General features: G+C 44.2%; 11 protein-coding genes. All 11 read left to right on the forward strand.

Annotation, left to right across the window (positions count from 1 at the left end; all coding sequences use genetic code 11):
• Entirely contained in the window at positions 1-885 is an 885-nt protein-coding gene (gene tsf / locus DYE48_RS08170; RefSeq protein ID WP_089652387.1) for a translation elongation factor Ts, read from the forward strand.
• Between the two features lie 116 nt (positions 886-1001).
• Positions 1002-1724, forward strand: a complete 723-nt coding sequence (pyrH, locus tag DYE48_RS08175) for a UMP kinase (protein ID WP_089652386.1) — start codon at positions 1002-1004, stop codon at positions 1722-1724.
• A gap of 2 nt (positions 1725-1726) precedes the next feature.
• A complete protein-coding gene (gene frr, locus DYE48_RS08180; protein ID WP_089652385.1) occupies positions 1727-2284 on the forward strand; it encodes a ribosome recycling factor in 558 nt (185 codons plus the stop codon).
• A gap of 320 nt (positions 2285-2604) precedes the next feature.
• The gene (locus DYE48_RS08185; RefSeq protein ID WP_115823208.1) at positions 2605-3372 is read left to right on the forward strand and encodes an isoprenyl transferase; all 768 of its coding nucleotides are present in this window, start codon (positions 2605-2607) and stop codon (positions 3370-3372) included.
• A gap of 16 nt (positions 3373-3388) precedes the next feature.
• A complete protein-coding gene (locus DYE48_RS08190; RefSeq protein ID WP_089652383.1) occupies positions 3389-4186 on the forward strand; it encodes a phosphatidate cytidylyltransferase in 798 nt (265 codons plus the stop codon).
• Between the two features lie 20 nt (positions 4187-4206).
• Positions 4207-5352 (forward strand): 1-deoxy-D-xylulose-5-phosphate reductoisomerase, encoded by a 1146-nt coding sequence (gene dxr / locus DYE48_RS08195; protein WP_115823209.1) that lies wholly within the window; start codon positions 4207-4209, stop codon positions 5350-5352.
• 107 nt (positions 5353-5459) lie between these two features.
• A complete protein-coding gene (gene rseP, locus DYE48_RS08200) occupies positions 5460-6716 on the forward strand; it encodes an RIP metalloprotease RseP (RefSeq protein ID WP_115823210.1) in 1257 nt (418 codons plus the stop codon).
• 147 nt (positions 6717-6863) lie between these two features.
• Entirely contained in the window at positions 6864-8567 is a 1704-nt protein-coding gene (locus DYE48_RS08205; RefSeq protein WP_115823211.1) for a proline--tRNA ligase, read from the forward strand.
• A 90-nt stretch (positions 8568-8657) separates the two neighbouring features.
• Positions 8658-12950: a PolC-type DNA polymerase III gene (locus tag DYE48_RS08210; protein WP_115823212.1), complete on the forward strand. Its 4293-nt coding sequence runs from the start codon at positions 8658-8660 to the stop codon at positions 12948-12950.
• 344 nt (positions 12951-13294) lie between these two features.
• On the forward strand, positions 13295-13768 hold the full coding sequence (gene rimP, locus DYE48_RS08215) for a ribosome maturation factor RimP (RefSeq protein WP_089652378.1): 474 nt from the start codon (positions 13295-13297) through the stop codon (positions 13766-13768).
• 14 nt (positions 13769-13782) lie between these two features.
• Positions 13783-14892, forward strand: a complete 1110-nt coding sequence (nusA, locus tag DYE48_RS08220) for a transcription termination factor NusA (RefSeq protein WP_115823213.1) — start codon at positions 13783-13785, stop codon at positions 14890-14892.
• Positions 14893-14905 lie beyond the last annotated feature (13 nt).

Here is a 14905-nt window from a genome sequence, read left to right on the forward strand (position 1 = left end):
ATGGCTGTAAATGCTAAAATGGTAAAAGAACTTCGTGAAAAAACGGGTGCTGGAATGATGGACTGTAAGAAAGCACTCACTGAAACTGATGGTGACATGGACAAAGCAATGGAATGGTTGCGTGAGAAGGGAATTTCCAAGGCAGCTAAGAAAGCTGACCGTATTGCTGCAGAAGGTTCTGCTGCAATCGAAATTTCCGGTAACACGGCTGTACTTTTCGAAGTGAACTGTGAAACAGACTTCGTTACGAAGAACGATCAGTTCAAAGATTTGCTTAAAGATCTTGGTCAGCACTTGCTTTCTCAGAAGCCTGCAACAGTTGAAGAGGCTCTAGAGCAGAAGCTTCACGGTGATGGAGAAGTACTTAGCAGCTATATTACTGAACGCGTAGCGAAAATCGGTGAAAAGATTTCCCTTCGTCGTTTCGTAATTAAAGAAAAGACCGATAACGATGCATTTGGTGCTTACCTTCACATGGGCGGAAACATCGGTGTGTTGACTGTCCTTGAAGGCTCTACAGATGAGTCTGCAGCGAAAGACGTTGCGATGCACGTAGCCGCTGTAAACCCTCGTTACGTCTCCCGTGACGAAATTCCACAAGAAGAAGCAGATAAAGAACGTGAAATGCTTAAGACTCAAGCGATGAACGAAGGCAAGCCTGAAAACATCGTTGAGAAAATGGTCGAAGGCCGTTTGAACAAGTTCTTCGAAGAAATCTGCCTGCTTGACCAAAGCTTCGTTAAAGATCCAGACCAGAAAGTAAAACAATTCGTAGCCTCTACTGGTGGTCAAATCACTGGTTTCGATCGCTTCGAAGTTGGTGAAGGTATGGAAAAACGCGAAGAAAACTTTGCTGATGAAGTTATGAACCAAGTTAAAAAATAATGAACATGAAAAATAGGGGACACTGCCGGTGTTCCCTATTTTCAAACATGCTACATAATTGCAGATCCATATGCAAGAAAATGTAGTGGAATACAGTTAAAACACGGGAGGTAACTATGACTACTGCTCGCTATCGTCGTATCGTATTAAAACTAAGTGGAGAGGCTTTAAGTGGAGAAGCAGGGTTTGGACTAGAACCCAGCATCATTAAATCAGTCTCCCGTCAGGTCAAAGAAGTGGCTGAACTCGGTGTGGAAGTCGCTGTCGTCGTCGGAGGTGGAAACATCTGGCGCGGTAAAGTAGGAGCCGAGATGGGAATGGATCGCGCAAACGCTGATTATATGGGGATGCTGGCAACGGTCATGAACTCACTTGCCCTTCAAGATAGTCTGGAAAACTTAGGGATTCCGACCCGTGTCCAAACTTCCATTGAAATGAGACAAGTAGCGGAACCTTACATCCGCAGGAAAGCGATTCGTCATCTAGAAAAGAAACGCGTCGTCATTTTTGCGGCTGGGACAGGGAACCCATACTTCTCTACAGACACGACAGCTGCTCTAAGAGCCGCAGAAGTGGAAGCGGATGTGATCTTAATGGCGAAGAACAATGTAGATGGCGTGTATACGGATGATCCTAAAACCAATGAAGATGCTGTGAAGTACGATCAGCTCTCTTACATGGACGTTTTGAACGAAGGTCTTGGGGTTATGGATTCTACAGCTTCATCATTATGTATGGACAACGATATCGATTTATTGGTATTCTCAATAACAGAAGACGGAAACATCAAGAAAGCCGTAATGGGCGAAAATATTGGAACAATTGTGAGGGGGAAATAATCATGTCTGATGCTGTAATTAACGAAACGAAGCAACAAATGGAACAAGCCACACAAGCTTTCTCTCGTCAGCTTGCAACGGTCCGCGCAGGTCGTGCGAATCCTTCAATCCTTGATAACGTGTATGTGGATTACTATGGAGCGGCGACTCCACTTAATCAACTAGCACAAGTCTCTGCACCAGAACCACGCTTGCTTGTCATTACACCTTATGACAAGAGTGCGATTGCAGAAATTGAAAAAGCGATCCAGAAAGCGGATCTTGGCTTGTCTCCTTCTAGTGATGGTAATGTAGTACGAATCAACATTCCTGCGCTGACAGAAGAACGTCGTAAAGACCTTGCCAAAGTTGTAGGGAAATATTCAGAAGAAGCGAAGGTACAAATCCGTAACATTCGTCGTGATTCCAACGACCGTCTGAAAAAGCTTGAAAAAGATGGTGAGCTAACGGAAGATGATCTTCGTTCTTATCAGGATGACGTTCAGAAGGTCACAGACCAGCACGTTGAGAAAATCGATCAACTTGCAAAAACAAAAGAAGAGGAAATCATGGAAGTTTGATTCTCCAATTCTATATGCCTTAAGGTGTATCAAGCCGCGCTGTAGATGTTTGGCAGCGCGGCTTTTATTTTAGTTTAGGGAATTAAACATTCATTGTCCTATAAGGAGGCATCCGCTAAGAGCGCACAGACACCCTCGACATAATCCATTTGTCTGGTGAAGAGAAGAGCTCTTCCCACAGGCCTTTTAATTATTCGTTCCGTGTTGACTATTGCGTACCTTGAGCCTTTGTTTTAAACACTCACTTTATAGGATATCGGCATTTTTATTGGATTTAGTATATAATAAATAGATGGAACAATTGGACTGGAGGATTGAACATGCCTATCAAGTTTCCATTCAAAAAAGATAAAAAGCAGCCCAGTACCGAGCCATTAGGCCTTGAAGAAAACCATATTCCAAAACATGTGGCGATCATTATGGACGGAAATGGACGATGGGCGAAGAATAGAGGAATGCCTCGGATTGCCGGTCATAAAGAGGGCATGGGTGTTGTGAAGAGAATCGTTCGCTATGCTTCAGATATCGGTGTGAAGGTTCTTACCCTTTATGCTTTTTCTACGGAAAATTGGAAACGCCCGAAAAATGAGGTAGACTTCCTTATGAAGCTCCCTGTCGATTTTCTAAGTACATATTTGCCTGAACTGATCGAGAGAAATGTCCAAGTCCGGACCATCGGTGATTTTGACGTCCTGCCTGCACATACTCAAAAGGCTGTCAAAGAAGCGATGGAAAAAACGAAGGACAATGATGGGCTGATCCTCAATTTTGCGCTAAATTATGGAAGTCGTTATGAGATGGTGCATGCAGTCAAGCAAATTGCTTCTAAAGTACAAGACGGAGAAGTGGACATATCCGATATTGATGAATCCATGTTCTCTAAGGAATTGTACACGTCAGAGTTGATTGAACCTGATCTGCTTATCCGGACAAGTGGAGAACAAAGGTTGTCAAACTTCTTATTATGGCAGCTGGCCTATGCTGAATTCTGGTTTACAGAAGTTTACTGGCCGGACTTTGATGAAAGTCATTTTGAAAAAGCTCTTTATGACTTCCAAAATCGTAAACGTCGTTTCGGCGGAGTATAAGGTGTGAAAAAGACTTATGAAACAAAGAACAATTACAGCCATCGTTGCAGCACTCATTTTCCTTCCAATCGTCATGTTGGGAGGTTGGCCTTTTAAGGCTTTTGTGTATATCATTGCAAGCATCGCCCTACTTGAGCTCGTACGTATGAAAAAGATTGCCCGCTATTCGGTAGCTTCTGGACTCGGCTTGCTTCTCATGTGGGCCCTGATGTTTCCATATGAGGTGTTCGATGAATCCATTACCTCTGGGGACATCATTACAAAATCCGAGATTACATTGCTGGCGGTACTTGTGCTTTTGAGTTACACAGTGCTCGTCAAAAACCGTTTCACTTTTGATGATGCTGGATTTCTTTTATTATCAGCGATCTACATTGGAATGGGATTCAATTATCTAATGGAGACACGAGAAGAAGGGCTGGAATATATCTTCTTTGCATTATTTGTCGTGTGGGCGACAGATACAGGCGCCTACTTGTTCGGTCGTGCTTTAGGCAAACACAAGCTTTGGCCGCAAATCAGTCCGAAGAAAACGATTGAGGGTTCAGTCGGAGGAATCATCCTTGCCTGTGTCGTCGCTTTGATTTTCCAGTTGGTTCATCCTCTTGAGCATTCCTTGATTATCGTGTTACTCGTCACTGTACTTGTATCGATTGCAGGTCAGATCGGTGACCTCGTGGAATCTGCATTCAAGCGTCACTATGCAGTCAAAGATTCCGGAAAAATCCTGCCCGGGCACGGGGGTGTGTTGGATCGGTTCGACAGTTTGATCTTCATTTTACCCATCCTGCATTTGATTAACTTTATTTCATAGGAGAGAGGGGCCGTGGAACAATGAAGCAAGTATCATTACTTGGGGCAACGGGTTCGATTGGTATTCAAACCCTTGATGTTCTTCGCTTGCACCCAGATCAATTTTCTTTATATGCCATGGGGTTTGGCAGAAACGTCGAAAAAGCTCTTCCTCTGATCCGAGAGTTCGAACCTTCCATGATCGTCGTTCAAGATGAAGAAACAAAGAGAAAGCTGGAAAAAGAGATCGCCCATCCACAGATTCTTTGTGGTAGGGAGGGTTTAATTGAGGCGAGTGTAGCCGAACCTGTAGATGTGGTTGTTAATGCAGTCATGGGGAGTATCGGCTTACCTGCTACTTTAAAAGCGATTCAATCAAAGAAACAAATCGCGATTGCGAATAAAGAAACGCTCGTGACGGCTGGTCATCTAGTCATGGAAGAAGCTAAAAAACATGATGTTAACCTCCTCCCTGTAGACAGTGAGCATTCGGCTATTTTTCAAGCTTTGAATGGGGAACAGAGGAGAGACATCAATAAACTCATCATTACTGCATCTGGTGGAAGCTTCCGTGATCAAACAAGGGAAGAACTAGTTGGAGTCACGGTGGATGATGCATTGAACCATCCGAATTGGAAGATGGGAGCGAAAATCACCATTGATTCTGCCTCGATGATGAACAAAGGATTAGAAGTTATTGAGGCGCATTGGCTTTTCGATGTACCTTATGACCAGATTCATGTTATTCTTCATAGAGAAAGTGTCATCCATTCCATGGTTGAATATGTGGACCGTAATGTCATTGCCCAGCTGGGAACGCCGGATATGAAAGTGCCTATACAATACGCATTGACTTACCCAGAACGAAAAGAGCTTCCAATCACGAAAAACTTGAACTTGGAAGAGATCGCTACTTTGAATTTTCAAAAGATGGACATGGATCGTTTTCCTTGTTTAAGGATGGCATTTGAAGCAGGGAGAGCAGGGGGCTCGATGCCGACGGTCTTGAATGCGGCAAACGAAGAAGCTGTCCAGCAGTTCCTAGAAGGCAAAATTTCTTTTCTTGATATTGAAAAATACATCGAACAAGCATTAGAAAACCACGACAGGATTCATAACCCTGACTTGTCTACCATAATTTCTATTGATAAGGAAACGAGGGAAAGAGTTCGTTTCCAAATAAATTAAGAGCTCTGGTTGTTGGAGAAGTTCATGCGACCGTCTAACGATGATGGTTCACTTCCGCTATACACATCCTGTAGAACGATTAGAGCTGAAAAAGGAAGGTGCTTCATTTGACTACAGTGGTTGCATTTATTCTTATGTTCGGACTTTTGGTGTTCGTACATGAGTGGGGGCATCTCATATTTGCCAAACGATCGGGAATGCTCGCAAGGGAATTTGCGATAGGATTTGGACCTAAGATTTTTGCATTCACTCGAAATGAAACTCTTTATACGATTCGTCTTCTTCCCATTGGCGGCTATGTTCGAGTTGCAGGCGAAGATCCAGAAATCGTTGATTTGAAAGCAGGCCACCATATCGGTCTTGAATTCAATGAAGCTGGAAAAGTAAATAAAATCATCGTAAACAATAAAGACAAGCATCCACATGCGCGAGTCATTGAAGTCGAACGCGCGGACTTAGATCATCGCCTTGTCATTGAAGGTTACGAAATCGATGAAGATGAAAAGCTCTTCTTTGAAGTCGACCCGAAAGCGATGTTCGTCATGGATGAAAAAGAAACACAAATTGCTCCTTACAACCGTCAATTTGCATCGAAATCTGTTCCGCAGCGTGCGATGCAGCTTTTCGCAGGACCAATGATGAACTTCGTCTTAGCGATTGTTTTGTTCATGATTCTTGGCTTCATTCAAGGGGTCCCTTCGAACGAAGCAAAACTCGGAGAGATTCAGGAGAACTCCCCGGCCTCACAGGCTGATCTACAGGCTGGTGATGAAGTCGTTGCTGTGGACGGCGAATCTGTCAGTACGTGGGAAGAGTTCACCACCATCATTCGAGCTCATCCTGACGAAGAAGTGACATTGACGATCAATCGTGAGGGTGCCACTCAGCAGTTGAACATCACTCCTGCCGCCGTTGAAAGTAGAGAAACGACCATCGGCCAAGTGGGTGTCGCCCGTGCTTTTGAAGAGTCTTTTGCAAAGAAATTAACGTTCGGGTTTACGCAGACCTATGAGTGGTCAGCATTGATATTAACGAATCTAGGTAAATTAGTGACCGGACAATTTTCATTAGATATGCTTTCAGGGCCTGTCGGAATTTATGATGCCACAGACCAGGTCGTCCGCACAGGATTCACGAATTTCGTCATGTGGACATCCATCTTGAGTATCAACCTTGGAATTGTAAACTTGCTGCCCCTCCCTGCTTTAGATGGAGGACGTCTCTTATTCGTAGGGCTTGAAGGGCTCAGAGGGAAACCGATCGATCCTCAAAAAGAAGGGATCGTTCACTTCATCGGATTCGCTTTACTTATGTTATTGATGCTCGTCGTCACATGGAACGATATCCAACGTTTATTCTTGTGATTTTTTATAGCTGGAAGTCCTGAGGTGATCGGTGATTCCTAGGCTTCTGGCTTCTTTTTATTAACGTCAAATAAAGAAGTGGAATCTTTGAGACTAGTGATTTCCTCCTTTAATAAACTTCAATTAAATAGAACTGAGGTGCATGTTATGAGACAAAGTCATATGTTAATACCTACCCTTAAAGAAAACCCTGCTGATGCTGAAATCAAGAGCCACCAGCTCCTCGTTCGTGCTGGTTACATACGCCAGATTGCATCAGGCATCTACAGCTTCCTGCCGATCGGCCGCCGCGTATTAAGCAAGGTTGAGAATATTGTTCGGGAAGAGATGGAGAAAATCGGGGCTCATGAAATGGCGATGCCTGCCCTTGAGCCTTCAGAACTTTGGAAGGAAACGGGACGTTGGACCACGTTCGGTTCCGAGCTGATGCGCTTGAACGACCGACACAATCGGGAGTTTGCCCTTGGTGCCACCCATGAGGAAGTCATCACAAGCCTCGTGCGTCATGAAGTGAAAAGTTATAAGCAACTTCCTTTGACGGTTTTCCAAATTCAAAATAAATTCCGTGATGAAGCCCGTCCTCGTTTCGGTCTTCTACGTGGAAGAGAGTTTTTGATGAAGGATGCCTACTCTTTCAATGAATCCTACGAAAGCCTTGATGAAACCTATGACAAAATGTTCGAAGCCTACTCGAATGTATTCAGACGCTGCGGGTTGAACTTCCGTGCTGTCATCGCAGACTCCGGAGCCATGGGCGGGAAAGATACCCATGAGTTCATGGTATTATCTGAAGTAGGCGAGGATGTCATTGCCTATTCAGATACTTCTCGCTATGCGGCGAATATTGAAATGGCTCCTGTCGTGGCGGCGTATGAAAAGTCTACAGCGACTCCTCAAACGATGGAAAAAGTAGAAACACCAGGTCAAAAGACGATGAAGGATGTTGCCGAATTCCTGGGTCATGATTTACAGGAAGGCATCAAGTCGATCCTTTTCCAAGTCGATGAGAGATTTGTTCTTGCGCTTACCCGAGGAGATCATGAAGTAAATGATGTTAAATTGAAAAATCTTTATGATGCGGATATAGTTGAACTTGCTTCCGAAGAAGATACTAAACGACTGCTTGGTTCAGGATTCGGTTCTCTTGGACCGATTGGAGTACCTGAAGAAGTGGAAGTTGTCGCTGATCATGCTGTACAAGCCATGGTGAACGTATCTTGTGGAGCGAATGAAGAGGGCCATCATTTTAAGAATGCAACCCCAGAAAAAGACTTTGCGGTCAAAACGTATGCCGATTTACGGTTTATTGAAGAAGGAGATCCATCACCGGATGGAGAGGGCATCATTAAGTTTGCCAGGGGCATTGAAGTGGGACATGTCTTCAAGCTGGGTGAATTTTATTCTGAACGGATGAATGCGACCTTCCTTAATGATCAAGGAAAAGCGAAGACGATGATCATGGGCTCGTACGGTATTGGTGTATCCCGTACACTTGCAGCAATCGTAGAACAATACCACGATGAAAGAGGAATCACGTGGCCGAAGAATATCGCCCCATATCAAGTCCATTTGCTTTCATTGAATCCTAAAAAAGAAGAACAGAAAGAATTGGCAGATCAATTATATGACACACTGCTTGATGCAGGGATCGAAGTCTTATATGATGATCGTAAAGAACGTGCCGGCGTGAAATTTGCCGACAGCGACCTTTTCGGTGTACCTGTAAGGATCACAGTAGGAAAGCGTGCCGGTGAAGGCGTTGTTGAAGTGAAGGAACGCGCAACTGGCGATCAAAATGAATTAGAGACTAGTGAAGTCTTAGAATATATTAAGAACTGGTACAAAGCCTAATACTTTTTTGGAAAACTATACCCTTGCTAAAGGAAAGAGCAAGGGTTTTTCCATGTCAGGTGTTGGGTTAGGAAAGAGGAGGAATTCCGTTTGAGTGTCAGCAATAAAGAAAAAATGCACTATTTGCTGGAGCAGATTCAGTTCCCGCATGATCTAATAGAGCCTCACTTTAAAGACAGCAGCATGCAGAAGCTGGTGGTTTATCGCGAACAAAAATTGTGGCATTTTCACTTTCTTATGCCAAAACCGCTGCCTCCTTCTGTTTATGATTTATTTACAAGTAAACTTATAGCGACTTTCCGTTCAATTGCTGATGTGACCTGGACGATCGAGACATCTGAAAAAGAACTTTCAGTTAATGATGTGCTTGAATACTGGCAGAGCTTCATCAAAACATTAACGAACCTAACACCAAGCTATAAAGATTTATTGATGGAGCAGCAGCCTGAGGTGAACGGGAATAAGGTTATGTTAACTTGCAGGAACTTAGCCGAAAGTCATGCCATACAGAAAAAGTTAGAAGAACCTTTGAAAAGTTTTTGTCTCAAATGCGGCCTTCCTTCGTTCATGCTTTCAACACGAGTGAAAGAAGAAACGGAGCAAATCAAACGTTTTCAGGAAGAACGTCAAAAAGAGGATAAAATACTTGTCCAGCAAGCGGTGAAAGAACAAGAAGAGAGAGCCAAAGATAAAGACGACTCCAAACCAAAAGGGCCGCTTGAGATTGGTTACAAAATTCAAGATGACATCATCCCAATGGAGGAAATCCAGGAAGAAGAGAAGAAGATTGCTGTCCAGGGATATATTTTCGATGTCGAAATCAAAGAACTTCGCTCCGGACGTCATTTATTACTCTTAAAAGTGACGGATTATACGGATTCCTTTTCGATCAAAATGTTCTCACGCGGAGACGATCATGCGGAACTGTTCAAGCACGTGAAAGAGGGCATGTGGATCAAAGCGCGTGGTGGCATCCAGACAGATAATTTCACGAACGAATTAACGATGATGGCCAATGACATCAATGAAGTGAAACCGAAATTGCGAGAAGATAAAGCGCCTGAAGGGGAGAAGAGGATTGAATTGCATGCCCATACCACGATGAGTGCGATGGATGCGCCTGTTTCCCCGTCACGTCTTATCAAACAAGCAGCAGATTGGGGACACGAAGCTATTGCCATCACAGACCATGCGGTCGTTCAAGCCTATCCGGATGCCCATGCCGCAGGCCAGAAAAATGGTGTGAAAATCATTTATGGTGTGGAAGCCAACTTGGTGGATGATGGAGTCCCCATTGCTTACGAGGAACAGGACAGGGAGCTTGAGGACGCCGTCTACGTGGTTTTTGACGTGGAGACGACCGGTCTTTCTGCAGTATACGATAAAATTATCGAACTAGCGGCCGTCAAAGTGCAGGGTGGGGAAATCATCGATCGATTTGAATCCTTCGCTAACCCACATCAACCGTTGTCTCAAACAACGATCGACCTCACAGGAATCACGGATGACATGGTAAAGGATGCCCCGGAAATCGAACAGGTCCTCAAGGACTTCCACGAATGGACGGGAGAAGACATCCTCGTTGCTCACAACGCCAGTTTCGATATGGGCTTTCTAAATGCCGGTTATCAAAACATCGGCCTGGAAAAGTCTACGAATCCAGTCATCGATACGTTAGAGCTCGCTCGTTTCCTAGTGCCTGAATTAAAGAACCACCGTTTAAATACGCTTTGTAAGAAATTCGATATTGAGTTGACCCAGCACCACCGGGCGATTTATGACGCAGAAGCAACGGGTTATTTATTATGGAAACTCGTGAAGCGAGCCATGGAAAAAGAGATTACGAACCATAAAAATTTGAATGATTATATGGGTGAGGGAAAAGCGTACCAACGTTCCAGACCTTCTCATTGTACGCTGCTTGCCACAAACAGCACAGGATTAAAAAACATTTACCGTCTCGTATCAGAAGCGCATGTGAATTATTTCTACCGTGTTCCACGCGTCCCACGCTCCCTTTTGGCCAAAAACCGGGAGGGAATCCTCGTAGGTTCCGGGTGTGACAAAGGGGAAGTTTTTGAAACGATGATGCAGAAATCCGAGGAAGAGGCAGAGAAGGTGGCTGAATTTTATGATTACATCGAAATTCAACCACCAGGAAACTATTATCACCTGCTGGAAAAAGATCTTGTCCAGACGGAAGCGCAAATCCTCGATATTTTGAAAAGGCTTGTCGCTATGGCGGATCGAATGGGTAAAACAATTGTTGCTACTGGTAACACTCACTACGTAGAGCCTCATGAAAAGCAGTATCGGCAGATTCTCATTTCGTCCCAAAACGGGAACCCGCTTAACAGGCAGACACTGCCGGAGGTTCACTTTAAAACAACGAATGAAATGATCGATGAGCTTGATTTCTTAGGAAAAGAAAAAGCCACAGAGTTAGTCGTAACAAACACCCATAAAATAGCCGAGCAGGTCGGTGAAGTTTCACCCGTTAAAGATGACTTGTACACGCCTAATATTGAAGGGGCAGACCAGGAAATCCGTGAAATGTCCTACAATAAAGCACGAAGCATTTATGGAGAGCCTATCCCTGATTTGATCGTTAAACGTTTGGAAAAAGAGCTAGATAGTATCATCGGAAATGGATTTGCAGTAATCTATCTCATTTCACAAAAACTTGTTACCAAGTCTTTAGAAGATGGGTACCTTGTTGGATCACGTGGTTCTGTCGGTTCATCCTTTGTTGCCACGATGACGGATATTACAGAGGTGAATCCTCTTCCGCCGCATTACGTGTGTCCGTCTTGTCAATATAATGAATTTTTCACAGACGGATCGGTCGGAAGCGGATTTGACCTCGAAGAAAAAGATTGCCCGGAATGTGGCACTTCTTTAACAAAAGACGGGCAGGACATTCCATTTGAAACGTTCCTAGGCTTTAAAGGGGATAAGGTCCCGGATATCGACTTGAACTTCTCAGGGGAATATCAGCCCCATGCGCACAACTATACGAAAGAGTTATTCGGTGAAGATAGTGTGTTCCGTGCCGGGACGATCGGTACGATAGCGGAGAAAACCGCTTATGGCTATGTGAAGGGTTACGCCGGAGATCATCAGCTGCTTTATAAAAATGCTGAAATCGATCGTCTTGTTCATGGTTGTACAGGTGTGAAAAGGACAAGCGGACAGCACCCAGGAGGGATCATCGTTGTCCCTGATGATATGGAGATTTATGATTTCTCTCCTATCCAATTTCCAGCAGATGATACGAAATCCGAGTGGAAGACCACTCACTTTGACTTCCACTCCATTCACGATAATCTTTTGAAACTGGATATACTTGGACACGATGACCCGACCGTCATTCGTATGCTGCAGGACCTCAGTGGAATCGATCAGAAGGAAATCCCGGTTGATGATCCTGAAGTGATGAAGATTTTCAGCGGTCCTGAAGCGCTCGGAGTGACGGCGGATCAAATTATGTGTAAAACAGGGACCCTCGGCGTACCTGAGTTTGGTACACGCTTTGTAAGGCAGATGCTTGAAGATACAAAGCCGAAAACATTTGCAGAACTCGTCATCATTTCCGGCCTATCACATGGAACGGACGTATGGCTTGGAAATGCCGAACAGCTGATCAATGATGGTATCTGTACTCTTCCAGAAGTCATTGGCTGCCGTGACGATATCATGGTGTATCTCATGCATAAAGGTCTCGATCCTTCCCTTGCCTTTAAGATTATGGAATTCGTTCGTAAAGGCCGAGGCCTTCAAGATGAGTGGATCGAAGAAATGAAAAAACACGGCGTGCCGGACTGGTACATTGATTCTTGTAAGAAGATCAAATACATGTTCCCGAAAGCACACGCCGCCGCCTATGTATTGATGGCGGTAAGAATTGCGTATTTCAAAGTCCACTATCCGATTTATTTCTATGCAGCCTATTTCACGGTCAGAGCGAGTGATTTTGAACTGGAAACGATGATGAAAGGTTCCGAAGCCATTCGTAAGCGCATGAAAGAGATTCAGGAAAAAGGCTTCGATGCCACTCCAAAAGAAAAGAGTTTGATGACTGTCCTTGAACTATCCCTTGAAATGTGTGAAAGAGGGTATGCTTTCAAGAATGTGGATCTGTACCGTTCCAGTGCTACAGACTTCCTTGTCGAAGGCAATGAACTAATTCCACCGTTTAATGCGGTCGACGGTTTAGGAACGAACGCAGCAATCAATATCGTCAATGCAAGAAAAGAAGGCGAATTCTTATCGAAGCAAGATTTGAGAGAACGGAGCCGTATTTCCAAAACCGTTCTGGAGTACCTGGATAATTTCGGATGCTTAGAGGGAATGCCAGATGAAAACCAACTGTCTCTTTTCTAATTTCTCAGCTCCACATCAGTGAGGGGCGGAGGAAACGCTGTTGATTTCTTCCTTTGTTGCATAGAATACGCATCTATGATATATTTTTTATGGTGAGAAGAGTGATACGAACGACGAAAGAGTGGGGCAACCCACTCTTTCGTCATATTCCAGCCTCTTGCTTGTGGAGAAACTTCGATGCATGAGGGGTTTTTAGTACCCGCGAGACGAACCGCTATGATCTATGTCATAGCGGTTTCTCATGGTACTTGCAATTCTGGCCCCTGTTACTTAAATGAAATGAGCGAATACATCCCATAATAATAAATACTAACCATTACATTGTGTTCGAAGGAGGGAAGAGCATGAGCAATCATGTTACATCCGTTGCAGAACGTCTTGTCCAGCCGATCCTTGAGGAGATGAACCTCGAACTTGTGGATATCGAGTACAAGAAAGAAGGTCAGAACTGGTACCTTCGCGTCTTTATCGATAAAGAAGGCGGTGTGGACATAGAAGAATGCGGACAAGTATCTGAACAACTGAGTGAAAAATTAGATGAAGAAGATCCCATTGAAATTGCGTACTTCCTGGAAGTTGCATCACCTGGGGCGGAACGTCCTCTAAAGACAGAAGCAGACTTTGAAAAGTTTGTCGGTGAATATGTGTACATGAAACTCTACGAACCGATTGATGGGGAGAAGGAGTTTGAAGGGACACTGAAGTCTTTTGAAAATTCCGTGGCAACCGTAGAGATTCGTATTAAGACACGTAAGAAACAACTGGAAGTACCATACCAAAAAATAGCTAAAGCCAATTTAGCTGTCACATTTAATTAAGGGGGAGAAAACTGTTGAGTAGTGAACTATTTGATGCCATGAATTATTTAGAGAAGGAAAAAGGCATCGACAAAAATCTTTTATTGGAAGCACTTGAAGCAGCATTGATTTCTGCTTATAAGAAAAACTTCAATTCCGCGACGAACGTACGCGTGGATATTAATGAAGAAGAAAGTGCCATGAAAGTCCTTGCGCGAAAAGAAATCGTAGAAGAAGTCATGGATCCGCAGCAGGAGATTTCTTTAGAAGAAGCGAAAGACATCGATCCGAACTATGAGATTGAAGATGTCATCGAGGTGGAAGTGACACCTATGGACTTCGGCCGTATCGCAGCCCAAGCGGCTAAGCAAGTCGTTACGCAGCGTGTCCGTGAAGCAGAGCGAGGCATCATTTACGGTGAGTATGTCGATCGTGAAGAGGATGTCATGACAGGGATCATCCAAAGAAAAGATCCCCGCTTCGTCTATGTGAATCTAGGTAAAATTGAAGCACGTCTTCCAGAAGGAGAGCAGATGCCGACAGAGACCTATGAAGTTCACGATCGCCTCAAAGTATTTGTGACAAAGGTGGAAAACAGCAACAAAGGTCCACACATCTATGTTTCCCGTACACACCCGGGTCTCTTGAAGCGTTTGTTTGAGATGGAAGTACCTGAGATATATGACGGTACTGTTGAAGTCATGTCTGTAGCCCGGGAAGCAGGGGACCGTTCGAAAATCTCGGTTTATGCAGAAGATCAAGAAATCGATCCGGTCGGCTCTTGTGTAGGTCAAAGAGGCCAGCGTGTACAAGCCATTGTTAATGAACTGAAGGGTGAAAAAATCGACATTGTTCAATGGTCAGAGGATCCCGTTGAATATGTTTCGAATGCCTTAAGCCCTTCAAAGGTCGTGGAAGTGCTTGTAGATGAAGAGGATAAGGCGACAACAGTGATCGTTCCTGACTATCAACTGTCCCTTGCGATCGGTAAACGCGGTCAAAACGCTCGTCTTGCGGCTAAGTTGACAGGCTGGAAGATTGACATTAAGAGTGAAAGTGAAGCACGTGAACAAGGTCTTCTTTCTACAGAAGAAACCGATATTGAAGATGAAGACGTTTTTGACGAAGAATTGTCTGAAGATTAAGGAGGGGGAGAAC

Origin of the sequence: Halobacillus trueperi, assembly GCF_003386945.1 — a bacterium.
Taxonomy (GTDB): Bacteria; Bacillota; Bacilli; order Bacillales; family Halobacillaceae; genus Halobacillus; species Halobacillus aidingensis.